At 63.4% G+C, this 24,643-nt stretch carries 23 protein-coding genes; 12 read left to right on the forward strand and 11 right to left on the reverse strand.

What is annotated here, in order from left to right; translation table 11 throughout:
• Positions 1-122 precede the first annotated feature (122 nt).
• The 4 genes from tnpA to ACTJKY_RS16035 are packed head-to-tail and all read left to right on the forward strand — an operon-like array spanning position 123 to position 3,046.
• Complete coding sequence (gene tnpA / locus ACTJKY_RS16020; protein ID WP_440847116.1) at positions 123-497, forward strand: IS66-like element accessory protein TnpA; 375 nt, start codon at positions 123-125, stop codon at positions 495-497.
• The gene (gene tnpB / locus ACTJKY_RS16025) at positions 494-841 is read left to right on the forward strand and encodes an IS66 family insertion sequence element accessory protein TnpB (protein WP_440847117.1); all 348 of its coding nucleotides are present in this window, start codon (positions 494-496) and stop codon (positions 839-841) included. Before tnpA ends, tnpB begins: the two co-directional genes overlap by 4 nt.
• A 55-nt stretch (positions 842-896) precedes the next feature.
• Complete coding sequence (gene tnpC, locus ACTJKY_RS16030; protein ID WP_440847296.1) at positions 897-2,447, forward strand: IS66 family transposase; 1,551 nt, start codon at positions 897-899, stop codon at positions 2,445-2,447.
• Entirely contained in the window at positions 2,444-3,046 is a 603-nt protein-coding gene (locus ACTJKY_RS16035) for a plasmid pRiA4b ORF-3 family protein (RefSeq protein WP_440847118.1), read from the forward strand. The genes tnpC and ACTJKY_RS16035 overlap by 4 nt, the downstream gene beginning before the upstream one ends.
• Positions 3,047-3,253: 207 nt before the next feature.
• Here ACTJKY_RS16035 and ACTJKY_RS16040 read toward each other — a convergent pair whose 3' ends face one another.
• The 4 genes from ACTJKY_RS16040 to ACTJKY_RS16055 all read right to left on the reverse strand — a co-directional run bounded on the left by ACTJKY_RS16040 (position 3,254) and on the right by ACTJKY_RS16055 (position 6,713).
• On the reverse strand, positions 3,254-3,883 hold the full coding sequence (locus ACTJKY_RS16040; RefSeq protein WP_440847119.1) for a response regulator transcription factor: 630 nt from the start codon (positions 3,881-3,883) through the stop codon (positions 3,254-3,256).
• A 77-nt stretch (positions 3,884-3,960) separates the two neighbouring features.
• A complete protein-coding gene (locus ACTJKY_RS16045; protein ID WP_440847120.1) occupies positions 3,961-4,560 on the reverse strand; it encodes a M17 family peptidase N-terminal domain-containing protein in 600 nt (199 codons plus the stop codon).
• Between the two features lie 189 nt (positions 4,561-4,749).
• Entirely contained in the window at positions 4,750-5,469 is a 720-nt protein-coding gene (locus tag ACTJKY_RS16050) for a YoaK family protein (RefSeq protein ID WP_440847121.1), read from the reverse strand.
• Entirely contained in the window at positions 5,466-6,713 is a 1,248-nt protein-coding gene (locus ACTJKY_RS16055) for a threonine/serine exporter family protein (RefSeq protein ID WP_440847122.1), read from the reverse strand. Before ACTJKY_RS16055 ends, ACTJKY_RS16050 begins: the two co-directional genes overlap by 4 nt.
• A 182-nt stretch (positions 6,714-6,895) precedes the next feature.
• Here ACTJKY_RS16055 and fumC point away from each other — a divergent pair, with 182 nt between their 5' ends.
• The 4 genes from fumC (at position 6,896) to ACTJKY_RS16075 (ending at position 11,848) form a co-directional block, all read left to right on the forward strand.
• Positions 6,896-8,374, forward strand: coding sequence for a class II fumarate hydratase (gene fumC, locus ACTJKY_RS16060; RefSeq protein WP_440847123.1), 1,479 nt, complete (start codon positions 6,896-6,898; stop codon positions 8,372-8,374).
• A gap of 137 nt (positions 8,375-8,511) precedes the next feature.
• Complete coding sequence (locus tag ACTJKY_RS16065; protein WP_440847124.1) at positions 8,512-8,847, forward strand: cupin domain-containing protein; 336 nt, start codon at positions 8,512-8,514, stop codon at positions 8,845-8,847.
• Positions 8,844-10,340, forward strand: a complete 1,497-nt coding sequence (gene mqo, locus ACTJKY_RS16070) for a malate dehydrogenase (quinone) (protein WP_440847125.1) — start codon at positions 8,844-8,846, stop codon at positions 10,338-10,340. The genes ACTJKY_RS16065 and mqo overlap by 4 nt, the downstream gene beginning before the upstream one ends.
• Before the next feature lie 71 nt (positions 10,341-10,411).
• Entirely contained in the window at positions 10,412-11,848 is a 1,437-nt protein-coding gene (locus ACTJKY_RS16075; RefSeq protein WP_440847126.1) for an MFS transporter, read from the forward strand.
• 39 nt (positions 11,849-11,887) lie between these two features.
• Here ACTJKY_RS16075 and ACTJKY_RS16080 read toward each other — a convergent pair whose 3' ends face one another.
• On the reverse strand, positions 11,888-14,830 hold the full coding sequence (locus ACTJKY_RS16080) for a triple tyrosine motif-containing protein (RefSeq protein ID WP_440847127.1): 2,943 nt from the start codon (positions 14,828-14,830) through the stop codon (positions 11,888-11,890).
• A gap of 143 nt (positions 14,831-14,973) precedes the next feature.
• On the reverse strand, positions 14,974-15,147 hold the full coding sequence (locus ACTJKY_RS16085; RefSeq protein WP_440847128.1) for an alpha/beta fold hydrolase: 174 nt from the start codon (positions 15,145-15,147) through the stop codon (positions 14,974-14,976).
• A 335-nt stretch (positions 15,148-15,482) separates the two neighbouring features.
• On the opposite strand from ACTJKY_RS16085, the gene ACTJKY_RS16090 reads away from it, so the two are divergent.
• The 3 genes from ACTJKY_RS16090 to ACTJKY_RS16100 all read left to right on the forward strand — a co-directional run bounded on the left by ACTJKY_RS16090 (position 15,483) and on the right by ACTJKY_RS16100 (position 17,141).
• Positions 15,483-16,106: a hydrolase gene (locus ACTJKY_RS16090; protein ID WP_440847129.1), complete on the forward strand. Its 624-nt coding sequence runs from the start codon at positions 15,483-15,485 to the stop codon at positions 16,104-16,106.
• Positions 16,103-16,708 (forward strand): hypothetical protein, encoded by a 606-nt coding sequence (locus ACTJKY_RS16095; protein ID WP_440847130.1) that lies wholly within the window; start codon positions 16,103-16,105, stop codon positions 16,706-16,708. Before ACTJKY_RS16090 ends, ACTJKY_RS16095 begins: the two co-directional genes overlap by 4 nt.
• Before the next feature lie 94 nt (positions 16,709-16,802).
• Positions 16,803-17,141, forward strand: coding sequence for a hypothetical protein (locus ACTJKY_RS16100; protein ID WP_440847131.1), 339 nt, complete (start codon positions 16,803-16,805; stop codon positions 17,139-17,141).
• 720 nt (positions 17,142-17,861) lie between these two features.
• On the opposite strand, the gene ACTJKY_RS16105 is transcribed toward ACTJKY_RS16100, so the two are convergent.
• The 4 genes from ACTJKY_RS16105 to ACTJKY_RS16120 all read right to left on the reverse strand — a co-directional run bounded on the left by ACTJKY_RS16105 (position 17,862) and on the right by ACTJKY_RS16120 (position 22,878).
• Entirely contained in the window at positions 17,862-19,262 is a 1,401-nt protein-coding gene (locus ACTJKY_RS16105; protein WP_440847132.1) for an ISNCY family transposase, read from the reverse strand.
• An 837-nt stretch (positions 19,263-20,099) separates the two neighbouring features.
• Complete coding sequence (locus ACTJKY_RS16110; protein ID WP_440847133.1) at positions 20,100-20,294, reverse strand: hypothetical protein; 195 nt, start codon at positions 20,292-20,294, stop codon at positions 20,100-20,102.
• A gap of 164 nt (positions 20,295-20,458) precedes the next feature.
• Positions 20,459-21,160 carry an HPP family protein gene (locus ACTJKY_RS16115; RefSeq protein WP_440847134.1) on the reverse strand — a complete coding sequence of 234 codons (702 nt, stop codon included), beginning with the start codon at positions 21,158-21,160 and terminating at the stop codon, positions 20,459-20,461.
• Positions 21,157-22,878 (reverse strand): chloride channel protein, encoded by a 1,722-nt coding sequence (locus ACTJKY_RS16120; protein ID WP_440847135.1) that lies wholly within the window; start codon positions 22,876-22,878, stop codon positions 21,157-21,159. The genes ACTJKY_RS16115 and ACTJKY_RS16120 overlap by 4 nt, the downstream gene beginning before the upstream one ends.
• A 147-nt stretch (positions 22,879-23,025) precedes the next feature.
• Between ACTJKY_RS16120 and ACTJKY_RS16125 the strand changes: the two genes are divergently transcribed.
• Positions 23,026-23,424, forward strand: coding sequence for a MarR family winged helix-turn-helix transcriptional regulator (locus tag ACTJKY_RS16125; RefSeq protein WP_440847136.1), 399 nt, complete (start codon positions 23,026-23,028; stop codon positions 23,422-23,424).
• A gap of 429 nt (positions 23,425-23,853) precedes the next feature.
• Here ACTJKY_RS16125 and ACTJKY_RS16130 read toward each other — a convergent pair whose 3' ends face one another.
• Complete coding sequence (locus ACTJKY_RS16130; RefSeq protein ID WP_313534786.1) at positions 23,854-24,633, reverse strand: alpha/beta fold hydrolase; 780 nt, start codon at positions 24,631-24,633, stop codon at positions 23,854-23,856.
• Positions 24,634-24,643 lie beyond the last annotated feature (10 nt).

The following is a 24,643-nucleotide window of genomic DNA, read 5'->3' on the forward strand; positions in this document are numbered from 1 at the left end:
GTAAGCGCGGCCTGCAGGCCGCCTTGCGGCATCGTTGATAGCCGGGATGCTTGCCGCCTTTAACGAGGGCGGTGGTGGTGCAGGGAGTTTCGGGTTCTACGAGCAGTCCTACGAGCAGTCGTATGACTGGTCGCATGGAGGTCGTCGGCCGTGTGTCGGGCCGGCGGCGATGGTCGGATGCGGAGAAGCTGGAGATCCTGGCCGAGGCGTTCCAGCCTGGCGTGCGGGTCTGCGATGTGATCGCCCGGCGCGAGGTTTCGAGCAGCCTGATCTATACGTGGCGCAAGCAGTTGCGGGCCGGCAAGCTGGCCGGGGCGGCAGCGTCGCTGCCGGTGTTTGCCGAGGTTCGGCTCGCCCGGCCGGTGGTGCCCGCGTCGCCGCCGGTGCCGTGTTCGTCGGGCCGCATCGACATCGCGCTGCCCAGCGGCGTGCGGATCAGTGTCGACGGCGGGGTGGATGCGGAGGCGCTGGCACGGGTGCTGTCGGTGCTGCGGTGAGCCCGGCGCCGTTGCCGACGCGGGTATATCTGGCGTGCGGCGTGACCGACATGCGCAAGGGCTTCGACGGGCTGGCGGTGCTGGTGCAGCAGGTGCTGGCGAAAAACCCGCATTCGGGCGCGCTGTTCGCGTTCCGGGGCAAGCGCGGGCATCTGGTCAAGCTGCTGTGGTTCGACGGGCAAGGCCTGTGCCTGTTTTCGAAGCGGCTCGATCGGGGCCGTTTCGTCTGGCCAGTGACGACAAGCGGCACGGTGGTGCTGACGCCGGCGCAATTGTCGATGCTGCTGGAGGGCATCGACTGGCGCCGCCCTGAGCGGACGTACACGCCGACGCTGGCGGGCTGAAACCGGCGGTTTTGCGTTGCTTTTGCTCGCCTGTGGTGCTGCGATCTGCTAGGAAATCCGGGTGTCGGAAGCGCCCGTTTCCCCTGCTGATGCCACCGCGCGGATCGCCGCGCTGGAGGCGTTGCTGGCCCGGGCCAATGCCGCGCTTGCTGCCCGCGATCTGCTCATCGACAGATTGCGCGGGCAGATCGCCCGGCTGCGGCGGATGCAGTTCGGCGCCTCGTCCGAGAAGCTGGGCCGCGAGATCGAGCAGCTCGAACTGGCGCTGGAAGAGCTGGAAGCCGAGCGCGACGCGGCGCCGGTAGGGGAGCGCCTGTCCGAGACGGCGTCGCGGCCGGCACCGGTCCGCAGCCTGCCGACGCACCTGCCACGCGAGGAGGTCTTCCACGAACCGGCCTCGGGCGCCTGCACCTGCCCCGATTGCGGCGGCGCGTTGCGCCGGCTGGGCATGGATGCGCATGAGATGCTTGACGTGGTGCCGGTGCACTGGCGGGTCATGCGCAACATCCGCCCCAAATATAGCTGCCGGGTCTGCGAGAAGATTGTCCAGGCGCCTGCGCCGGCCAGCGCCGTCGCGCGCGGCAAGGCCAGCTTCGCCACGCTGGCGCATGTCGTGGTCTCGAAGTTCGAGCACCATCTGCCGCTGTACCGTCAGGCGGAGATGATGGCGGCGCAGGGGCTCGATATCGACCGCTCGACGCTGGCCGGCTGGGCCGGACAGGCCACTGCGTTGCTCGATCCGGTCGTCGCCCGTATCCGCGACGCAGTCCTCAAGGCCGACAAGATCCATGCCGACGACACCCCGGTGCCGGTGCTCGACCCCGGCCGCGGCAGGACCGCGACGGGACGGCTATGGGTGTACGCGGCCGACGACCAGGCCTCGGGCAGCACGGCGCCGCGTGCGACTTGGTATCGCTTCACGCCGGACCGCACCGCCGCCCACCCGCTGGCACATCTCGCCGGCTTTCGCGGGTTCCTCCAGGCCGATGCTTATGCTGGCTATGACGGGCTGTATCGGGGCGGCGTGACTGAGGTTGCCTGTTGGGCGCATTTCCGGCGCAAGATCTTCGACCTGCACGAACGTACGCCCACGCCGCTGACCACCGACATCCTCGAGCGGATCGGCGCGTTCTACGCCGTCGAGGCCGAGGTGCGCGGCCAGCCGCCGGATATTCGGCACCGGGCACGGCAGGAACGCAGCAAACTGCTGGTCGAGGCGCTGCGCGCGGTGCTCGATGCCGCGTTGCGTCGCCTGTCGCCCAAGTCCGACATGGCCAAGGCGATCGCCTATGGCACCAAGCGCTGGCCGGCGCTGTCGCGCTTCCTGGACGATGGCCGGCTGGAGATCGACAACAACATCGCGGAACGCGCGCTACGCGGCGTCGCCATCGGCCGCCGCAACTGGCTGTTCGCCGGTTCGCGCGTGGGCGGTGAACGCGCCGCCGCCATCTACACCGTCATCCAGACCTGCAAGGCCAACGGCGTCGACCCACAGGCCTATATCGCCGATGTAATCGCCAAAATCGCCAGCGACTGGCCGGCCAGTCGCTGGGATGAACTCCTGCCGTGGAACTGGGTAGGCGAACCTGCCAAAATGGCGGCATGAGCGCCGAAACCATCGCCCGCCTCCATATTGTCCTGAACGACATCGAACCCGCCATCTGGCGCCGGGTCGACGTGCCGGTCACTGCCAGCCTGAAGATGCTCCATGACATCATCCAGGCCGCCATGGGCTGGGGGCATTACCACCTGTGGCATTTCGAAGCCGGAGACCGGCGCTACGGTGTGCCCGACCCGGCATGGCCGGACCACGGCATGGCTGCGGCGCGGAACGTCAAGCTCGCGGTGCTCCTCGACCGCGGCGTACGGGAACTCCTCTATACCTACGACATGGGTGATGACTGGCGGCACACCATCACCGTCGAAAGCATCGGCTCCGGTGAGCCGGACCAACAATATCCGCGCTTTGTCGATGGCGCGCGACGTTGTCCGCCCGAGGATGTCGGGGGGCTACCCGGCTTCGAGATGTTCCTCGATGCCATGGCCGACCCGACCCACGAGGAGCACCATCGTCTACGTGAATGGTACGGCGGCCCTTACAATCCCGACGATATCGACGAACGCCTCACCCGACGCGCCGTCGCCGCCATCGCGGGCCGCCGCCATGCCGGGAAGATCGCCTACCTGAAAAGCCGAGCACAATAGCAAGGCGGCCTACCGGCCACGCTTACGCCGCGCCGTTGCGTGCAGAACCAGGGAACTCGCGGGCAGGGCCGGTGCCTGCCGGGCCGCACGTTCTGTTATTTCCGGTTCGGAACGGGTTTCGAACATGTTGGCGACTGTAGTGCCGCTCAGGCCGGCAACGATCCCCGTGGGGTAAGCCGCATCACCCTCTTTTGAGTAAGTTGCGTGCTACAGTTCGATCAGCCCGCGCTTTGCCGCCAGCGTCACAGCGTGCGTGCGATCGGCTGCACCCAGCTTTGCGAACATGGTTTTCAAATGCCCTTTAACGGTATCCTCCGAGATACTGAGCTGAAACGCTATTTGCTTGTTTCGATTACCTTTTGCAGCAAGCGACAGCACGGCGATTTCGCGCTCGGTCAAGGTTTCCGACGCGATGTACATCGCAATGTTGGTCGCGACCTGTGCGTCGATGTGCTTGCCCCCGGCATGAACCGAGCGGACCGCCTGCAGCAGTTCCTTGCGAAGGCTGCTCTTGAGTAGATAGCCTGATGCCCCGGCGCGCAGTGCGCGAACGGCGTGCGCATCGCCTTCATATGTGGTCAGGACGATGACACGGGCTCTGGGCGATCGAGCCCGAATCTCAGTGATTGCCTCATCTCCGTTGAGCCCCGGCATCTGAAGGTCCATCAGGACAATGTCCGGGAGCAGCGCGGCGTGCTGCTGAACGCCGGCCTCGCCCGTACCGGCTTCACCGACCACGACCATATCTTCCTGAGTCTCAATGACCCTGCGCACACCTTCGCGCAGGAAGGGGTGATCGTCGACGATGAGAATGCGTATCGCTGCGAGTGCTGACAAGGCAAGACCTTCAACGGGGCAATGAAGTAGCACCTATGGCGCTCCTCAATGCGTTTGCAAGCTTGGGAGTGGCCAGTTCAGCGAGCAGCGTATTTGACAAAGGTGCGGCTCAACGCAGCGTGCGTTGCGGTCAGGTGCGCTGAGTCAGCACAGAATAACCAAAGCGTCGCCTCCGCCTTTGGCTGCACGGTGGCGCATTGAAACAGGCCCTCGAGCATCTGTTCAGCGACCATGTCGGGGTCGTTGACCTCAATGCCGCTATCAAGCAGGCTCGGCGCGAAACTTGCGGAACTTGCGCCACGTCGACGCACATCCCTCGCCGCGGACTGCAGTGCGATCCCGAGGATGGCGGGTGTCCAGTGTACGGGATCACCAAGACCGACGAGGAGAATTGTTGACGCCTTGATAGGCGGAGCAATCGGTGAAAGAGCCAGTAATTCGCCTGGGGCGGCGCGAAAAATACCATCTCGGCGCAGGCGGGTCGTTGCGTTTCCCATCGTACGATCCAAGTGTAGGAGCCCGCCGATTGGCCCCTCAGCCAATTCACGGGTGAACATTCCCACCACGGCAACTTCGACATCGGCAGTAACCGAGTCTCGCGGTCCAACGGCAATTTGCAGATCGCGGTACGCCCCGACCAACAAGGCATCGTTGGTCGCCAGCAAAATCGCTGTCATCTGTCCGCTCTCCCAGCCATTCGCCCGGCTCCCGAGACGGAACGAACCTCCGCATCTCGGCGCCAATCGCGGTTTTCTGGCTGCGTAGCGACCTGTCCACGGCAATTTCTTGTAAGAACCCGAGGCGTTTTGGCTGGTTGGCGCGAGATTGATCTTTGTCGCCCAGCAATCATTCCTCCCAACCCCTTGTCAAATTCCCCCGGTTTTGAACCTGGATGAACCGCTCCCGCCCACACCGGCCCACAAGAGCGCCGAGAGTGCGGCGGGCACGAACCACGCGCCACGATCCAGCCACGCCGCGGCGCCAGCGCCCGCCACGCAACCCACGACGAAGCCCAACAGAATGGGCGACGCCTGACGCCATTGTTTTTGCGCGGCATCCCTCAAGGCGCCTTTCGCCAGTAGAAGGGCGACCATGGCCAGCGTCGCGGATACGATATTGCCGGTCATAACAGCTGTTGTCGGCACTGGAGTCACGCTGAGGTGGAGCAGCGCGTTCTGCGTTGCCATTGCGGCGATGGCCAGTACCGCTACCCAAATGTCGCCGGAAGACCCCGCGATCGACACAAACGCAGCGCATGCCGCCAGCAATACGAACTGTCCCGCAAGCAGTAGCTGTACCTTGCATTGTCCCGGCGGCTGCAGGATCTGAACCGCTGCACCGATGGTGGCCGTGATAGCGATGAACAACGGCACGGCGATCGCTGCGGCCAGATGCATCTCGCGCCCGGCCACGCCGTCGGCCGCCATCACGACGAGATTGCCGGTAACGTGCGCGGTAAACAGGCCCGACAGGGTGATCCAGCTGATTACGTCCACCGTTCCCGCGATGCAGCTGAGGGTGCCGGCCAGCCAGGCGGAGTTTGGCTCAACCGAGTTGTCACTCGTAGGTGCGGGGACAGCGCTCATGCCGATATCCCCCGATCGCGAGCCAAGGCGTCATAGAAAAGTTTGGGAATGACGATGCCGAGCGTCAGCGCGGCGATGATGAGCGCTGCGGTCAGCCCGTCCAGCGCGACTGCCTCAATCAGGGCGGGTACGGATGTCGTAGGCGCACTCGACAGAGCGACGATCCCTGCTGCCATCCGGAAGACGAAAACGCCCGGCATCAGCGATACGATCGCGGCGAAGCCAATCCCGGCGAACGGGACATGCCATCGCCGTGAAACGGGGACCAACAACAGGCCCGCGATCAGTCCAGCGACGCCGGCACCACCCGCAGGGCTGAGATGCAGGATCGTCATCGCCGCCCATCGTGCGGCATCGGCCAGCATCGCGGCGAAGACCGGCCAGCCAAGCAGATGTCGAGGCAGCGAAAAAAAGGTGGAATAGCACGCTGCCGCGACCCCGCCTGCGATTACTACGATCGCGAGTGGGACGTCGCGACCCGGAGGGGCAGGGGGGAGCGTGACGTTCAGCGCCAGCAGCCCGCACAGCAGGCCCGTAGCAATTGCAGACAGGGTAAGCGTTGCGAACAACAGGCGCGAGGCGCCGAGCGGAAGCCGGTTATCGAGAAGGTCGAGGGCACCGTTCAGCAGATGTGGTCCGGGCACCATAACCATGCAGGGGCACACCGCCATCAGCCGGAGATCGGAGCTCACGCCCAGTCGGACGCAGATCGCGCCGATTATCCCGGCGAGCAGGGCCGCCAGGAAGACCTGCAGGAGGGCTGACCCCCCCGCGCGACCGATCCGGCGGCGCAAAACCCCACCGCAGCCGGCGCTTAGGCTGACGACAAGCAAGGTGAGCCAATGAACCGCTCCGAAACTGAGCGCCAGGGCGGCGGCTCCGAGCGCGCTTGCCAGCGCGAACGCCGTATCGGACGCAAGCGGCAAGTTCCGGGCCGACTGAAGCTCGATTACCATCTGCGTTGGGTTCAGTTGTCCGACGCGCGCGGCCTCCGCAATTCTGCCCGCAGCTGCTACCCGGTTCATGGCGACGCTGTCGGGCACTGCCGCGAGCATCGTCACAGTACCCGTGGTCAGCGACGAGGCCGTGATCGCACTGCTCTGCCAGCCGGGCAGCAGGACCGAAGGTTCACCCCACGTCCGTGTGAGCCGGTGCAGGATCCTTTCGGTTTCCGCGGTCTGTTGGCCATTTGCATGCAGTACTGCGACCAGTTCACCGCTCGCATCCTTCTGATCCTGAAGCATACCGCACCCTCCTTGCTGAAGAAGCATACATGCACAGGACGTTCGCGAAGCTGGTTCGCCAAATTCAGCATCAAGAATATACAAATCGCCGCGCTCAGCATGCTGCGGCGCAAAATCCGACAATCTATGAACCTGTTGACCTGCTGAAAACGCGTCGAATCGTTCGACAACAGGAGTGCAACATGACCAACCTCGACCATGCCAGCGCAGATCCTGCCGCCGCGCCTACCCTTCACGACATCCCCATCGGGATAAACGCGACCGGCGACCGGCAAGAGTTCGATTCGATGGGGACCGTGGATGTCCCAGCGGATCGATATTGGGGCGCACAGACCCAGCGCTCGCTGCAGCATTTCTCGATCGGCAACGACAAAATGCCGAAGGAAGTCTACCACGCCTATGGTTATGTGAAGAAAGCGGCGGCGCTGGTGAACGCGAAGGCCGGGCGGTTGGAGCAATGGCGCGCCGATGCGATCATCCGCGCTGCGGAGGAGGCCATTGCCGGCAAGCTGGACGAGCATTTCCCTCTTTACGTGTGGCAGACCGGTTCGGGCACCCAGTCCAATATGAACGTCAACGAGGTGCTCTCGAACCGCGCGATCCAGTTGCTCGGCGGGAAACTCGGCACCCAAGCCCCGGTACACCCGAACGATCATGTGAATATGGGCCAGTCGTCAAACGACACCTTCCCGACCGCGATGCACATCGCCGTCATATTCGAGCTCGACGACGTGCTTCTGCCCCAAGCCGAACAGTTCGCCACCGCGATCGAAGCAAAGGCCGACGAGTGGATGCACGTGGTGAAGACAGGGCGCACGCATCTTCAGGATGCGGTGCCGCTCACCGTGGGCCAGGAATGGTCGGGCTATGCTGCGCAGGTGCGCGATGCAATTGCGGTTGTGCGGAGTTCGATGGCAAGCATCTACCGGCTCGCAGCCGGCGGCACCGCCGTTGGCACCGGCCTCAACGCGCCGAAGGACTTTTCGATCGATATCGCCCAATCGATCGCAACGTTGACCCACAAGCCATTCGTCACGGCGCCGAACAAGTTCGCTGCTCAGGGATCGCTCGACGGAATGGTGGCCGTTTCCGCGGCATTGCGTGGACTTGCCGTTGCGCTGATGAAGATAGCGAATGACATGCGCTGGCTTGCCTCCGGCCCTCGTTGCGGCCTTGGCGAACTGCTTTTGCCCCAGAACGAGCCGGGCTCCTCGATTATGCCGGGCAAGGTTAATCCTACCCAGTGCGAGGCGATGGTGATGGTCTGCATCCAGGTGATCGGCGAGGACTGCAGCGTGGCTTTTGCCGGCAGCCAAGGCAATTTCGAGTTGAATGCGATGCGGCCGATCATCATCAACAATGTGCTGCATTGCGCCCGTATCCTCGGCGACATGTGCGAGAAGATGCGAATCTTCTCGATCGAGGGTACCGAACTCAACCGCCAGCGGATCGACGAGAGCGTAAACCAATCCTTGATGCTGGTGACCGCGCTGTCGCCGGTGATCGGCTATGACAATGCCGCCCACATCGCCGAGGCCGCCAATGCCGACGGCTCAACGCTGCGCGATGCTGCGCTCAAGTCTGGCAGGGTCGATGCGGCCACCTTCGACCGCGTGGTCAACCCGCAGGCGTTGGTCGGCAGCGGCGTCGCAGGCGCCTGAGATCGGCGCACGGCAAATGGTATCCGCCGCGGCGCCGGTCAATCGGCGCTGCGGATCCCCAACAAGGAGGGCGTCCGATGATTAGATGCGTGCGAATGTGGACGGGTAGCGATGGCAATTCGCTGTTTGAAGAAGGGATGATCGACCTGTCGCCCGGCACGCGGGGAGACAGTGTGGGCCAATCGATTGACGTTTCGGCACTGTCATTTCAGGAAACGGAAGCTGGCGGAACCTTCGCCTGGCACCAGGATCCCGTGCCTCGGTTCGTGCTGATGCTGTCTGGCACCATCGAATTCGAGACTGTCTCGGGTGCGACCTTCACGCTGAACCCGGGTGAAGTCCTGCTTGCCCAAGACAATAGTGGCACCGGTCACCGCTGGCGCCTGATCGGCGATGCGCCGTGGCGGCGTGCCTATGTGGTCTACCAGGAGGGCGCCGACCTGCAATTCGTCAAGAAGGATAGCGATCGATGAGCACGCAGAACAACCGTCCGGACATCGTGCTGATCGGCGCCGGGATCATGAGCGCGACGCTCGGCACTGTCCTCAAAGAACTTGATCCGACCTTGTCGATCACGATCTTCGAAACCTTGGACGATTGCGGTCAGGAAAGCTCGCAAGCATGGAATAACGCCGGCACCGGTCACGCGGCCAATTGCGAGCTCAACTATACGCCGCAGCGCGCAGATGGCAGCATCGACATCTCGGAGGCGCTTAAGGTCAATACCGAGTTTGATCTGTCACGGCAGCTTTGGACCTATCTAGTCCGCAAGGGGGCTATCCCCGATCCGCGCGCGTTCCTACATCCTTGCCCGCACATGAGCTTCGTCTGGGGCGAGGACAACGTCGCCTTCCTCAGGGCGCGCTTTGAAGCGATGTCGGCACACCATTGCTATCATGGCATGGAATATAGCGAGGACAGTAAGCAGATAGCTGAATGGGCACCGCTCATCATGGAAGGCCGTGCTGAAGGTCAACCGATCGCGGCGACCCGGATGATCACCGGGACAGACGTCGACTATGGCGCGCTGACGCATCTGCTCGTTGGGCATCTTCAGGTGCAGCCAAGTGTCGCGATCCACTATAACCGCAAGGTGGTTGACCTGTCGCGTGAAGCTGACGGGCGCTGGCGGGTGGAGATCGAGGACACTTTCGACGGCACGCGGCAATCGGTCTCGGCGGGCTTCGTCTTCATCGGCGCCGGCGGCGCTTCGATCGAACTCCTCCAGAAATCGCGTATTCCGGAGGGCGAAGGTTATGGCGGCTTCCCGGTTAGCGGCATATGGCTGCGCTGCGAGGTCGACGCCGTAACGTCACGTCATCACGCAAAGGTCTATGGCAAGGCATCGACGGGATCGCCGCCGATGTCGGTCCCGCATCTCGACACCCGCGTGGTGGAGGGCAAGACGTCGCTGCTGTTTGGTCCCTATGCCGGCTTTTCGAGCAAGTTCCTCAAACACGGCTCGCTAACAGATCTGTTCCGATCGGTGACGCCCCACAACATCGTGCCGCTGCTCGAAGTCGCAAAGGACAATGCCAAGCTGACAGAGTATCTTGTCGGCCAGGTACTTCAGACGGGCGCACACCAGTTCGAGATGCTGAAACAGTTCTTTCCCAATGCCAAGCGGCTCGAGTGGAAGGAAGCAGTAGCAGGCCAACGCGTGCAGGTGATCAAGCCCGACGCCAATAGGGGCGGCGTGCTGGAGTTCGGGACCGAGTTGGTGGCCGCAGGCGACCGATCGCTCGTGGCACTCCTTGGGGCGTCACCAGGCGCATCGACGGCTGCGTTCGTCGCCCTTGAGGTGCTGCAGAAATGCTTTCCTGAGAAACTGACCGACGACGCGTGGCTGCCGGCGCTTAAGGCAATCATTCCCACGTACGGAATCGACCTTACCCTGGATGCCGAAGCATGCCGCGCTACCCGTGCGGCGACTGCGCCGATACTTAAGATAGAGAACATAGCGTGAGGCAGGCCATGGCTTCCTCACCTAAGTCTACGCCGGCGAATACAACCGCGAGGAGCAAGGCCTTTCGCGGCGTGTTCCTCAGCGTCGCCCCGGCGATGTTCCTCGGCACCCTGGACGAGACGATCATATCGACTGCATTGCCGGCGATCGCCGCGGCCTTGCACGATTTCACGAGCGTCTCCTGGATCGTCACATCCTATCTGCTCGCCGCTACCGTGGCGGCGCCGATCTATGGCCGCATCGGTGACGCAGTGGGGCGTAAAACGGCGCTTCTTGGCGCGCTGGCGATGTTCATCGTCGGATCGCTGGGTTGTGGCGTCGCACCCGACCTCACGACGCTCGTCGTCGCGCGTGCCGCGCAAGGTCTTGGCGGCGGCGGCTTGATGACGCTGTCGCAGTCTCTGATCGGTGAGGCTGTCGCGCCAAAGGACCGCGGGCGTTTCCAAGGTTGGTTTGGAGCCTTGTTCGCGCTCGCGAGCACGATCGGTCCGCTCCTCGGCGGTGTGCTTTCCGAACATGCCGGCTGGCGCTGGATCTTCTGGATCAACGTGCCGCTAGGGCTTGGCGCGACGGCTGCCGCCTGGGCGATGTCTGCCGAGAAGGGCGCGGGGAAGTTCATCTTCGATATTGTTGGCACCCTGACATTTGCCGTCGGGACGATCTGCTTCCTGCTCGGCTTGACGCTCGGACATCAACTGGGCTGGACGTCCGCCGAAGTGTTGGCGCTAGGCGCGATCGGCGTGGTCGCCTTCGCCGCGCTGCTGCCTATAGAGCGGCGGGTCTCCGCACCCTTGATTTCGCCAGGTCTGCTCCAGCAACCCATCGTCTGGCGCCTGACGCTCGTGACTGGTCTGTTCGCGGCAACGCTCTTTGCCGCGGTCGTGCAGGTTCCGCTTTTCCTTCAGCTGGCGTTGGGAATGAGTCCAAGTCTGGCCGGGCTGCTGCTCATTCCGTTCACGCTCGCGCAGGTCATTGTTTCCACCTGGACGGGGTTGCGGATCTCGGTAACGGGGCTGCCCAGAGGGCCGCTTGTGTGGGGGCTGGCATTGGCAGCGCTTGGTTTCGCGGTCCTGGCCGCGACCGTGGAGCATGGCGGTTGGGCGATCGGTTGCGCCTCGATCCTGTTCGGCCTGGGGCTCGGGACGACGATGCCCGCGGCACAGACAATGGTGCAGTGGTCCGGTGGCAAGGCGCGCCTCGGCGTCGCGACGGCGACCCTGTCCTTCGCGCGGTCGATCGGCGGCGTTTTTGGTACGGCGATCACCTCGGCCGTCCTTATCGGGGTGCTGGAATACCGTGTACCCGGCGCCATCCTCTTGATCGAAGCCAAGTTCAGCGGCGTGGGAAGCGCGGGTCTTGGTTCGGCAGCTTTGCCCGCTTCCGACGTGCTCGCCGCCTTTCGTTGGGTCTTCGTTCTGCTTGCGCTTATCGCGGGGGTAGGGGCTGCGATCGCGGCAAGCGTGCCGGCGGTCGATTTGGACGATCCGGAGCCAGACGCCCCTCTCTGATATGTTCGCCACCATTCTCTGGCGGGGGTTACGGGGTGCTTAGCCGATCAGGCGCAACCACCGTGATGGCGCCCGGAAGGCAGTGCGTGCGGGAATCTCCAGGCGAACGATCGTTCCAGTTCCCGGGGTTCCTTGAATGACGAGCCGGGCGTGCATCTTCTCGGCGCGCTCACGCATGCCGCACAATCCGAAATGTCCTTCGCGCCCGTCCGTCGCTGTCGCGGTGTCAATTCCCACACCATTGTCTCGCACCACGACCGTCAATCCGCGTCTGCGGCACGTGATGCTCACGTCTATGCCGGTGGCGGCCGCATGACGTCTCGCGTTCAGGAGTGCCTCGCGGACGATTGCCGCGGTCTGCTCCACGATGGGCGCGCAGACGAGGCGTTGACGGCCAACCGTATGCAGGGTCTCGCGACTCTCGAGCAGGGGGAGCAGGCGCGCTTCGAGGTCTGCCACTGCGCCGATGTTGCGCAAATTCAGGACTTGCTTTCGTCCCTCAACGAGGATTTCGTCACTACGATCGAGCGCCTCCTCTATTTGGAGGCGGCCTCTGGACCCGGAGGGGATGCCTTCCGCGATGGCTTGGAACCGCAAGATCAAGCCCTGGACGCTTTGCAGGTAGGTATCGTGAAGTTCCCGCGCGATCCGCTCCCGCTCTTCGACCTGACCCTCAATCCTTTGTCTCAACCGTTCCCCCACCACCGCGAGCCGAAGGCGGTACAGCAGCCAGAGCGCGACACAGGCTAGGCCCGCGATCAGCACAATGAACCATATGGTTTGATGGAACGCCGGCTTGATGGCGAAGGAGAGAGTGGCGTCGGTCGGGCTCCATATGCCAGCGCTATTGGCCGCCTTCACCCGAAACACATATCGGCCCGGACCAAGATTCGTGAAGAAGGCTTCGCGACGGTTACCAGCGTCGGTCCATGCTTGGTCCCGTCCGTCGAGCCTATAACGGAAGCGATTGGAACCGGCATCGGTGAGGCCCAGCGCCGTGAAGTCGAACCGCAAGTCCGTGGTGCCGACTGGTAGCGCGATGACCGCGCTGCTGCCCGGATAGTGTCTGCCCGCCGCGTCGAGACTTTGGATCACGACGTTCGGACCCACCTTCGCCCCGAGTTGGGCCGTCGGATCGATCCAGGCCAGTCCCTGATTTGTGTTGAACCAGATGTTGCCGTCAGCATCTTGCATGACGTCGTTCGCTTCGTCGCTGGACAGCCGAGACTGCAGACCCTGCTCGTGACCAAAACGCGAGACCTGGATCGGTGCGCCCGAATGTTTGAAGGCGCTGCGAAGATCGCTCGTCGCCAAAGAGAAGATGCCCTCGCGCCCGATGAGCCACGTCCGCCCATCCTGTGTAGTCGTCAGACCGGTCACTGCTCCAAGGAACGGGTAGCGTCGCGCATCCAGGACGGAAAAGCCTGTGCTGTCGTGGTAGGCAAGTCCGTATTCGCCCGCCGCGATAAAGCCGGTATCGAACGGGACAATCGCTTGGACGGTACCGATGACGATGTCTTTGCCACTCCAGAGCTGGGTGGTGCGACCGTCCTGCATTGTAACGATGTAGGGGCGGGGACTGTAGTTGATCAGCGCTGCGTCGAGCGTCCGCAGCACGCGTCCTCGCTGCTGCGGACCCAGCGAGTCTGGCGCCGTCACAAAGCGATCCTCTTGGACCAAGAAAAGCCCGTGCTTCTGGACCCAAAACCGGCCCTGCCGATCAACTGCGCACGATTGCGGCGTGAACTCGTTGTTCTGGCGGATCAGCCGGGGAGGGGCTTTTGGTGAAATAAGGTAGGTGTGGTCGACGTCTGCGACGAGCAACCGGCCATCTTCAGCCCCGCAGAGCATGTAGATCTGCCTGCCTGCCAGGAGAATGCGTGAGGGGGCAGCGCCGAGCCGGTTTAGGCGATAGAGGCCATCTCGAGCTCCGACGTAGATGTCACCCGCTCGTCCGGCCCTGACAAAGCCGGTCGTCAAATCGAGATCCGGTGACAGGATTGCAGGCCCCCCACGTGTCAACCGCTCCAGGCCGGTAACCCGGCCGGTCCAGATGTTGCCTTCACGGTCCTGGAATATCGACAGCGTTCGCGCCCGTCCCGAACCAGACGGGGCGGGGAGCGACTGGGTTGGCATGGGAGCCAGCGGCGACGTGATGGCGTCCGGATTGTAACGTAGTGCTGGGCCGTTATCGGCACCGATCCATACTTCGCCAGATTGCAGCACGGTTGATGGCCGGGGCTGGTTGTCGAAGCGAAACGGAGGCAGTTTGGTGCCGGTGCTTGGCGTGAGGACGCTCCGGATCGAAGTTTCATCAACGATCCAGACCCGGCCGGCGGCATCCTCCAGAAGATTTGCGCCAAGGCCAACCCTGGTCGGGAGCACTTCAAACCGAACCCCGCCGCGACGGAGGCGGAGGATCGAGGGATACATGGCGAGATAGGTGTCACCGTTGCGCACGGGCAAAACCGACTGGCCGGGTTGACTTGGTAGCGTTGTGCCCGAGTGGAACCAGCGCCATCGCCGCTGGCGGAGCTGGCCCAACCACGCCATGTCCGGGCCTTGGAGCAGAGCCCAGACGCTCCCATCGGGGCTTGTCGTCAATTGAGCGGCATATCCCACGACCTGAGCCGGCAATCGCAAATCAACGAGCCGCCCCCCGCGATAGACGTCTATCCCCCCCTTCTGGTAGCCGACCAGAAGCTGTCCATCCGGGGTTGCGAGCAGTGCGTTGACTTGCCTGGACCTACTGGGCCGTCGGTCGTCAGTTTCTATTCGCTCGAACGTAACGCCATCGAAGCGGTAAAGGCCGTTCGACGTGCCCAGCCACAGGAAGCCATCAAGGGTCTGGGCAATGGCGCGAATGCCGGCTGGCGCGCCGTCGGCAAACGACCATCGCGTAAGTCGGTAGGCAGGCGCAGGAGCAGTGCCAGTCGGTTTAGCGCCTGCGCTGAAAATCGTTATACTAGCGAAGAGAGCCACCGCGGCAAGGATGCGGCGAGCAACTGCCCGACCAGACCGGTACGCCAATATCACTTACCCCTTACGTCGGCATCCCAGCGTTGGGGCCATGATCAAAACTGCCTCTGATCCCGTCCCATAGCAGGGACTGCCGCGATCATACCCTAGCAGTGCGATGCGATCGATGCCGAGCCGAGCGCGTCGAGCAGTTCGGCGAGGTCGCGCGCCATGGTACGCTTGTCATGGCCGCCGGCGTGCTTGTCGGTCTCGCCATAGCCGCGCAGGTCCGGCGCGGTGATGCGATAGAACTCGCCGAGCACCGGATCTGGTGGCGCCAAGCGAAATTGGCCTCGGGAAAGCCGTCGAGTAGCACCACCGGCGCGCCTGCTCCGGCATCGATATAGTTCTGACGGATGCCGTTGGCACGGAGGATATGGCCGGCGGAGGTGATCATCGAGCGAAATCCTTGGGAACGCGGCGCCGCACCATGGCGGCGTCGCGGCCAGCCGGATTGGCGCTGCGTCCGATCTTTTGTCGGTTTCGGACATCTGGCGGCGGAGGTTCCGCCGCGCTTCGCCCGCGGCAAACACCGCCAAAAAGGCAGCGGAATCGACAAGCGCTCGGAGCGTCACCCGGGCTAGCTGGGCCTGCTTTGCCAATGGAGATCGCGCCGATGACCGCTGCCAGCCTCATTACTCCGCAGGATTGTGCGGTCCTGATCGTCGACGCACAGGCAGGCCTTGCCTTCGCCACGGGGTCGGGGGACCGCCAGAGCGTTCGCAGCAACCTCGTCGCGCTCGCTAAGACCGCCAAGGTGTTCGACGTCCCAGTGATCGTCAGCACCTCCGCCTCAAAGGTTTATAGCGGGCCGCTGATGCCGCCGCTCCGCGCCGTGCTGCCCGAGGTCGCCCCGATCGAGCGGCGCAACATGAATCTGTGGGAGGACGAAGCGGCCAAAGCCGCCGTGATCGCGACCGGGCGCCGTACGCTGGTCGTGGCCGGGCTGCTCACCGAGGCCTGTGTCAGTTTTCCCGTCCTCTCGGCGCTTGCCGAAGGCTATGCGGTGCGCGTCGTGGCCGATGCGTGTGGCGGCCTCACGCCTGCCAGCCATGAGGCGGCATTGCAGCGCCTGGCGCAGGCCGGCGCGGTGCCGACCTCTTGGCTCCAGTTCCTGCTCGAACTGCAACGCGACTGGACCCGGCACGACACCTATGAGGGAGCGCGCGGCATCGTCGTCGACCATGGTGGCGGCTATGGCATCGGGCTCGATTATGCCCGTGACATGATCCACCCATGACGCAGCGCCAGCTTGTTGGAACACTGCACGGCGTCGCCATCGAAGTCGCTGCGTGGGATGGCAGCGCGGCGCAAGTCGACCTGTCCTGCGCCTGTATGTTCGAGGCCGAACTCGGCGGTGGCCCGCCGACCGGGGGGCTCGCCCATCTGGATCATGCCCTTGGCGGGACGCTGCTGCGGCTGCGGCTGCGGGGCGAGGGCATCTTTCGCGCCAATGTCGGTGAAACGCTCTATATCGACCAGCCGCCCGCAACGGTAGCCGCACGCGCGCTGCTGATCTTAGGCATGGGCTCGCCGATCGGCTGGTCCGCGTCGGCGCTATCATCTGCCGTGCGGCTGGCGGTCTCGACTGCCCTGGCGCTGGGCGCCGGCTCGGGCGCGCTGGCACCGAGCATGCTGGATAGCGGCCTGGAGCCCGACCATACGAGCGGCGCGCCAAAGGCCATGGTGGCGGGATTGGCGGCGACCCTCGATGCGCAAGCGCGGCTGCAGGCAATCGGGCTCGTCCAGCGCACTTCGCTCTCTAGCTGGTCCTTCGACGTGGGGGCGCCGCGCTTCTCCCACGCCGTTGCCGCATTCAGCGCGGCTGTTGCCGATCATTGATGTTCAGGAGCACTGTATGCAACACACTCCACCGCCGCCTATTGTCACTTCCGAGGTCCGCATTGTCGATGCAGCTGGCGCGCCTCGCATCCTGATGTCTGCGGCAAAGGGGACGCCGTCGATCGTGCTGACCGGCCGCGATGCCAAGCCGGCTGTGACGGTGCAGCTCGACGAGCAGGGTCGTCCTTCCGTTAAACTTGCCAACCCCGTGGCGGGCGGACCGACTGCCGCGATCGAAATTGACGACAAGGGCGCGCATGTGAAGTTCGATCGGGAGGGCGGCGCCTCGTCCTATCTGTTCCTCAACAATGCCGGCGTCTCAGGCATGGTGCTGATCGACAGCCAAGGCGTGCGGCGCGTGAGCGTGCTTGTCGCCGCTGACGGCAAGGTGACGATTGATGGTCTGAACGGGAAAGCTACCACCGCGCCCTGATCTTCCTGCTTCGGTCAGACAGCACTGAAGAGCGGGCAGCCGCTATTCTCGCTGATCTTGCTTAAAGTAAATTGTAGTGCCGGCTAAAGTCGAATCAGTCGGGACCAGGCTATAGTTGATAGGGCGTCAGCTCGGAACGCTGCTGATCGCATCTAGTGCGATGAATCCCTTGATCTTGTAGAATCAAAAGCGGCTTTTCCGGAAGAACCGACAGCATGATGTCAGCGGAGGTAGGCTGACGGCAAAGATGTGTTCGCATCGAGGATCTTTTTAATGGGCTAAGTGTGTCTGTGCGCCCTAGATGTCTGACGAGCGGGATTCGCTATGTTCGTCGCAAAGCTAGTCATGATCATGTCGGCGGGTTGCAACACTCTTCCATTGTTGCAAGGATGCTTTCCGGGACGCCAGCTGCGTGCTGAACCAGCCCTCGCTCCCTGGGCGGTAGGCTGTGTTGATCAGTTGGATCCGTAACGGCCTGCCGATTGGCTCACGGGGGCGTCCGTGCGACACTGAAGCGTCTGCTTTGCCCGAAAGCCGTCCTTCAAGTGGAGATCCGTGAACGACGGCTCTGTCCCAAACCTCGTCAAAATGACGTTCAAAGTCGAAGATGAACGAACGACCGCTTTCAGGTGCTCCGATCACGACGCTGAACGACCGACATTGGGGCGGGAGCAGACCGGCTGCTTTTTCGGCCAGAGCTGCCGTCGCTGCCTGGCGCCGCTACGTTGCCGCTTTGACGATTGGCTCCCCGGCTTCAGCCCGCCGGACACGCTTCAGTTTAGGGGTACAGAGCGTTCGTCGGTCGACCTTTGCTTCCTTCGGAGGGTTAGGGGCAAAAATGCCAACCGAGCGGGAGTCGCGCGCCGGCGCGTTGTTGTTCCTCTGCCGATGATGGGGCGTCACGGCTTGGATTGCCGCAGCCATAGCCAAGGCAGCGCCTAGCCGCTTGTTCTCGACGATCTCGGCTTGGTTGACCCGCTGCATCTTGTCGTAGACGCGGTAGGGCAGGGCCACTTCGCCGTGCCGCACCTCGATGCGGCCATCGGGATACTCGCAGACATGAACGCGCTTTCGGGCCAGCGTCCGCGCCAGCGGCGTCGGCTCCAGGATGAACATCACCTTGTTGTAGTGGAGCGCCAGAGCGGCGGTGACAGAGCGCTCGACGCGCCAGACCATCTCGGCTTCCACATTCTCGTGCGGGGCGAGCGGCCGATGCGCGTCCCGAGGATCCGCAGGCGGGCAGGCGAACTGAGCATTGTGGCGCAAGAGGTAAGAGGGGAGAAAGGTGTTGGCCTCTTCGATGGAGGAGATGCCTTCAAGCCGCATCGCCTTGACGAGGCGGTTCTGGAGCGTGCTGTTCGCCCGCTCGACCCGCCCCTTGGCCTGCGGCGAGTTGGCGCAGATGATCTCGACGCCGAGCTTGTCGAGCGCACGGACCAAGTGCGACATGCCGTCGCTGTCGGCAGTCGCGCGGTTGTTCCGAAAGGCGCTGTGCTTGTCCGAATAGAAGGCGATCGGCTTGCCGTGGCGCTCGAGATAGGTCCGGGTCGCCTGCAGGTAGGAGAGGGCGCTCTCGCTTTCCGCCATCTCGAGGTGCATCAGCTCGCTCGTGGCATCGTCGATATAGACCAGCAGGCTGCAGCGTGGCCCGCGACCCTCGAACCAGTCATGATCCGAACCATCGACCTGGATGAGCTCGCCCCGGCGCTCGCGCCGGTTGCGGGTTTGGTGGAGCCTGGCGCGCTTGGTGGCCTTGGCTTTCCACAGGCCCGCGCCGATCATCAGCTGCCGCAGCGTCTCGTGCGACAGCGTGATGCCGTGCCGCTCGGCCAAATACTCGGCCGCCAGCGTCGGGCCAAAATCGGCGTAGCGCTCGCGAACGATGGCAACGACATCCTCGCGGAAGGCATCGCTGAATCGCCGATTGCTGGGGCGGCCTCGCTTCCGTGATACCAGGCCAGCAGCGCCGTCAGTGCGTAGCCGGCGGAGCAGCCGATATAGCTGACTGCGCTCCAGTCCGAGCAGCTGCATAGCCCGGGCTGGCCGAAGCTCGCCGCGCTCGAGCCGCATCAAGGTGTCGAACCGGTAGATCTCGGTATCGCTCATCGCCAGTACCGCCATCGCTGCACACCCTCGTTGTCGAGGGCGCCAATGGACACGATCGCCTCAGCGAAGGCACGGTTGTGCCATTTCTAATTTGCTGAGCTGTGCCATTTGTACGTTGCGCTTACATTTGAAAAAATTTTTGTTGCCGCCAGTTAGAAAAGGCACATTCCGCAGCAAAATAGAAATGGCACAACGCCGCCGGCAGCGGGGGCTGCGTGGAGCCCTCCTCATAGCGCAGCGCTGCCCCCGCTGATGCCCCGCACCCCCGGCTCCCGTCCCCGGGCCCGCTGCGCACGCAGCGGGCCCGGTCACATCGCCTCAACCGCCGGTGCTCGTGCTATCGGGTAGGGCGTCGACAGCAGCTTCGGCAGAGAAAGCGGACCGGCAGCTCGCGACCAACTCAAGACGTTCGGCCGGGCCCGCTTAAACGGCGGGTTTCGACAGGCGCAGGCATTCAACGCTCACGGCTTTGCCGGACGGGAGCCGACCACCCCGGGTGTTTGGGATGGGAGTGAGATCGCCGCCCTTTGCCCTTGCGCAAGACCTCATTATCGGCGGTCGCGCTCAGGCAGCGCGCGAAGGTGATCGCGCGTCGCTGCCACGACTGCCGCCAGCACGTCGGAGGGCAATTTCCTTGTGATTCAAGTCGCGCATTTGAAGCCCTGATCAGCATATTACTTGGATCATATTGATATGTGCATCGTGGGCGGCAACGCTGCAGCTACCTTATCTCGACGGCTTTGCGGCCTATTTCCCGATTTTTTGCACTCACCATCACGCTTGTCATCACGGCGAGTTCCTCAATGCGGAGGCCATTACGCAATGAAGATGACCGGCGGACACGGCGCACGCTTAGCGGCTTGGTACAACCGGCGTGTCGTTCAGGCTCTCGGCACCAGAAAACAGACCTTCCAGCCGGTGGCTGAGGTGGTCGCGAAATGCCGGGTCATGCCTGCGGGACGGAGCAGCGCCCTCGATCAACTCCTTGAACATCGCGTCGCGAATACGGTCGATGGCTTCAGCATTCAGGGTGCCCGCAGTCTTCAACTCTCTGCATAACTGCAGGAGCCCAGCCGCCGTAGCCAAGGCTCGAAATCCAGCGAGGTTAAGCGAGTGATGAAGTTCAGAATCACGGTCGTTTATCATAGCGGGCTCCCTTCAAAGTCAGGCATTTATCCGCACTCTCTACCTCCGCTCTGTTCGGAGCTGCCTCACGGCTCGAACAACTCCGCGATCGCGCGGCGCTGTGCGCGACCGAGCAATTCGTGAAATAGCTTGTGGAGGTCATCCCTGCTGATATCGAGAGCCTCACCATAGTCCGTGAGCGCATCCTCGATGTCTTCGCTCGTCAGCCGAAGGCGGCTGATTGGAGGATGAGGATGAATGGGCGCGTGTGGGCGGTGAGGATAGGAGCGCTTGGTCAAGTTGTTGAAGGCCAGCGCTGCGACCACGAGTACCGCGGAATTCACAAGAACCGGGAGGAGGACGAAGCTATAGCCGGCGGCCGTCACATGCGACCCTCCCAGGACAGCAGTTAGCGCCACCGCGCCGCTGGGCGGGTGAATGCAGCGGAGCAGTGACATAACCGCGAACGCTCCTGCAACCGCTACCGCGGCGGCCGCGAGCGGCGATCCAATTTCTCTCGCAGCGGCGACACCGACGAGCGCGGCAACGAGGTTGCCGCCTAAGATCGACCATGGTTGGGCAAGGGGGCTCGCTGGCACACCGAACAGCAGCACCGCGGATGCGCCCATGGGCGCGATCAGCAACGGGGCCGCGGTAGAGTGGCCGTACCAAGCGGTGGAGAGGATGCCGGTCACAGCGATCCCAAGGAACGCTCCAACGCTCGCCCGCAGCCGTTCTGCGTAGGTGGTGGGCACCTGCTCCGGGAGAAAGCTACGGAGCCAGTTCATACGCTTGCGTCCACTCGCCGGGTCCGCTGCACGAAGCGAGCTCGTTCATGCTCGTCGCGCCGCTGTTCGGCCCGCACCTGAAGCAGATCCCGACGTGCGACAATGCCGACCAACCGACCACTCTGCCGGTCCACTACCGGCACGCGACCGGTATCCTCTGCTACCATCAGCTCGGCCACTGTCGAGCATGGCGTCTCGGGGTAAGCCAATGGGAGCGATCGGTCCGACAAGAGCTCACCCAAGGTAGACCTACCGTCAGGCTCGGTCAGCTGCCACCGCAAAGCATCGGAGCGAGAGACCATGCCGACAGCCTGAGCATTGTTGTCGATTACGGGGTAGCTCCGGTGACGGGCGTCACTCGCGAAGAATTCCGAAACCGCGCTCGCCAGCATCTCCGCGGGCAGTGTCTCCGGGTCCTGGGTCATGATCTGCCCCACCTGGGTGATGGCTAGCGGGTCTACGGCATACTCCTGGAGGATGTGGCGACCCCGCCGCGAGATCTTCTCGGTGAGAATGGAGCGACGGAGAACTAACACCGCAACCGCGTAGCTCGCCGCTGCGGCGGCTACGGTGCCGGGGAGGGCGTCGAGCCGCCCCGTTAGCTCTATGGCAAATACAGCTCCCGTCAGTGGTGCACGCATGGCTGCGCTCATTACCGCTGCCATCCCGAGTAGCGCCCAATAGCCCGTGTCGCCTGGGAGCAAAGTTCCAACCAGCGCCCCTAGAGCTCCACCGAGGATCAGCAGTGGCGCCAGCACACCCCCTGAGGTGCCCGATCCAAGTGCGACCAGCCACACACAGGCCTTGGCTACCAACAGCAGGACGAGGGCCTGCCCAACCGTAGGGCCGTTCAGCAAATCCTGAATGTTGTTGTAGCCAGCACCGAGAACCCTTGGGTCGGCCAGGCCACCGAACCCGACGACAACGGCTCCGATGGCTGGCCACCACATCCAGTGGATCGGCAGGCGATGGAACAGGTCTTCAATCCGATACAGCGTGCTAGACAGCACCGCAGCTAACATCCCGCCGGTGACGCCAAGACCAGCCGCAGCGACGAGCGGCAAAGCGCCGGTCGCGACGTGGCCGGTAAACGGGAACAGCGGGCCGACCCCGATCAGCAGGGGCCGCCAGCCTAATGCGGTAAGCGCAGCCGCAATGACGGGGACCAAGCTGCGAGGCTTCCACTCGAATAGCAGCACCTCGACTGCCAGCAAGATCGCTGCGAGGGGGGTTCCGAAAATTGCCGTCATCCCCGATGCAGCGCCGGCAACCAGGAGCGTCTTGCGTTCCGCAGCGCTCAAATGAAAGCACTGCGCGAACAAGGACCCGATAGCGCCGCCGGTCATGATGATGGGACCCTCAGCGCCAAAGGGGCCTCCGCTGCCGATGGATATCGCAGAGGATAAGGGCTTGAGCACCGCAACTTTGGCGGAAAGCCGGCTTTGACCGAATAGGATCGCTTCAATCGCTTCGGGGATGCCGTGGCCTCTGATTTTTTCTGACCCGAACCGCGCCATCAGTCCGATCACGATGCTTCCAATGACCGGAATGATGATAACCATGGGACTGGATGCAGCGTCGGCGATATTTGCAGCGGAAGTCGAGACGCGCCCGAACCAAGCAAGGTTGGCGACCAGCGCGATCAGCTTGAGCAGCAACCATGCCGCCGCGGCCCCGCCGCTGCCGACAACGACGGCCATAGCGGCAAGGAGGAGCATGCGCTGATCGGCGCTATGGTCGGCAAGGCGCGGGCCTGGAGCTACATGAGACGGAAGGGGAGATGACAAGGGAGGTTCCTGCTGGCGTAGAAGCGACTGACAGGTATATCGCACTGCGATACATTTCAACAAGCTGATGGAGCGCATGTGAAAACCGAGGAACTTAGTGACACAGACTTCCAGACGTTGGCCGGTTTCCGCCGTGCCTTGCGCGAGTTCACGCACTTCAGTGAGCAAGCAGCCGAGGCAGCTGGACTCACCCCCCAGCAACATCAGGCACTCCTTGCGATCCGCGCTGAGCGCGGTATGACGGTTGGAGAACTCGCAGAGAGACTCCTCCTTCGCCCCCATAGCGTGAGCGGGTTGGCAGACAGGCTGGAACGATTGGAGCTGATTCAGCGCCGTCCTTCGGCGAAGGATCGCCGCCGAACCGAGCTCGACCTGACCGAGGTGGGGAAGGCCAAGCTGCAGTCGCTTTCCGAAGAGCACCGTGCGGAGCTTCGGCGGCTGCGACCCACTCTTTCGGGGCTGCTGGCTGAGCTTTGACGGTGGCCGCCATTGCGGATCGTCTCCGCTTTGGCAGGGGGCTTTGAGGCGCACTCGGAGGCTCAATTCTCCTGCACATGCGTTTACCCTCATTGCCCATGCTCTTGAGATCGGCGGCTTTCGCGCCATTCAACCCGAAAGCTGCTTCGCCGCTTTCCAGCCGTTCCGTGCCGGCTTCGCGGCTCGCCGTCCGGACGACGCCGTCTGCTCCTGGCAATAACAGTCGTTCACCGAGCTGCTAGGGGATGGCAGCAAAGTCCCAGGCCTCGCCATTCCAAGCTTCGTCGCCGGAGATGAACAAACGGCAGGTTTCGGTTTCCACAAATGCGACGCTGAACGACGTGGATTGGGCGGAAACCGACGCTCAATTTTTTGACCGACGGCCGCCACCGGGCGCTTACCGTTAGCGCAGAGGCAAATCTCTGGGCCTCAACGCAAGTGATCGACGAAGCCCGCAATCAGCGTCGCGAGAGCCGCGGGTGCTTCCAGCGGGGACAGATGCCCCGCATTCGGCAAGATATGAAGCGTCGCATGTGGGATGCGCGGCAGCAATTCGGCCTCCAGCGTCGCGGGTGTGTCGATGCGATCAAGCGCACCGCTGATAACTAGGGTCGGCACGTCGATCCGGTGTACCAACGCCGTGATGTCTTCCAGGCTCGTCGCGCCAGGCCAAGCCTTCTTCGCCTGCGGCGCACCGCGCAGGCTGTCGGCAATCACCTGGGCGCGATCTACCGGAGAAAGCGGGCTTCCGGCGAGGACCTGATCGATCGTTGCCTCCACGCTGCTGCGGGAATCATAGGCGCTCGCCATCATCTCTCGGGCGAGATCGGGCAAGACGATCGGCGTCGGCGGCGCGGGTGCGACGAGGACGAGGCCGATCAGCGCGTCCGGGCGCTGCGCCGCGATCCACTGGGCCACCTTGCCGCCCATCGAGTGTCCGATGAGGACATAGCGCTTGAGGCCAAGGGCGTCGATCACGCCCAGCGCGTCCGCGGCGAGATCTGCCAGCGCATATCGGCTTTGCGGTGCATCGGAGTCTCCCCATCCGCGATGGTCTGTCGCCACGATGCGGTAGGCGGGGGCGAGCTTTGCCGCGACGTGGCGCCACGTCCGAGCCGAGCCGCCCCAATAATGAAGAAAGACCAGCGCCGGCTCGCCGTCGCCCTGAACCTCGACGTTGATGTGGATGCCGTTGGATGCGACCTTCATGGATGTGCCT

The organism is Sphingomonas sp. 22176, from assembly GCF_052045505.1.
Taxonomy (GTDB): domain Bacteria; phylum Pseudomonadota; class Alphaproteobacteria; order Sphingomonadales; family Sphingomonadaceae; genus Sphingomonas.

Coding starts and splice junctions, on each gene's coding strand:
- fumC (WP_440847123.1), top strand. CDS start 6,896: ATGACCAACCTCGACCATGCCAGCGCAGATCCTGCCGCCGCGCCTACC.
- ACTJKY_RS16090 (WP_440847129.1), top strand. CDS start 15,483: ATGACCGCTGCCAGCCTCATTACTCCGCAGGATTGTGCGGTCCTGATC.
- ACTJKY_RS16035 (WP_440847118.1), top strand. CDS start 2,444: ATGAGCGCCGAAACCATCGCCCGCCTCCATATTGTCCTGAACGACATC.
- ACTJKY_RS16105 (WP_440847132.1), bottom strand. CDS start 19,262: ATGGCGGTACTGGCGATGAGCGATACCGAGATCTACCGGTTCGACACC.
- ACTJKY_RS16055 (WP_440847122.1), bottom strand. CDS start 6,713: ATGCTTCAGGATCAGAAGGATGCGAGCGGTGAACTGGTCGCAGTACTG.
- ACTJKY_RS16095 (WP_440847130.1), top strand. CDS start 16,103: ATGACGCAGCGCCAGCTTGTTGGAACACTGCACGGCGTCGCCATCGAA.
- mqo (WP_440847125.1), top strand. CDS start 8,844: ATGAGCACGCAGAACAACCGTCCGGACATCGTGCTGATCGGCGCCGGG.
- ACTJKY_RS16045 (WP_440847120.1), bottom strand. CDS start 4,560: ATGACAGCGATTTTGCTGGCGACCAACGATGCCTTGTTGGTCGGGGCG.
- ACTJKY_RS16100 (WP_440847131.1), top strand. CDS start 16,803: ATGTCTGCGGCAAAGGGGACGCCGTCGATCGTGCTGACCGGCCGCGAT.
- ACTJKY_RS16050 (WP_440847121.1), bottom strand. CDS start 5,469: ATGAGCGCTGTCCCCGCACCTACGAGTGACAACTCGGTTGAGCCAAAC.
- ACTJKY_RS16120 (WP_440847135.1), bottom strand. CDS start 22,878: ATGCTCCTCCTTGCCGCTATGGCCGTCGTTGTCGGCAGCGGCGGGGCC.
- ACTJKY_RS16065 (WP_440847124.1), top strand. CDS start 8,512: ATGATCGACCTGTCGCCCGGCACGCGGGGAGACAGTGTGGGCCAATCG.
- ACTJKY_RS16115 (WP_440847134.1), bottom strand. CDS start 21,160: ATGAACTGGCTCCGTAGCTTTCTCCCGGAGCAGGTGCCCACCACCTAC.
- ACTJKY_RS16130 (WP_313534786.1), bottom strand. CDS start 24,633: ATGAAGGTCGCATCCAACGGCATCCACATCAACGTCGAGGTTCAGGGC.
- tnpA (WP_440847116.1), top strand. CDS start 123: ATGACTGGTCGCATGGAGGTCGTCGGCCGTGTGTCGGGCCGGCGGCGA.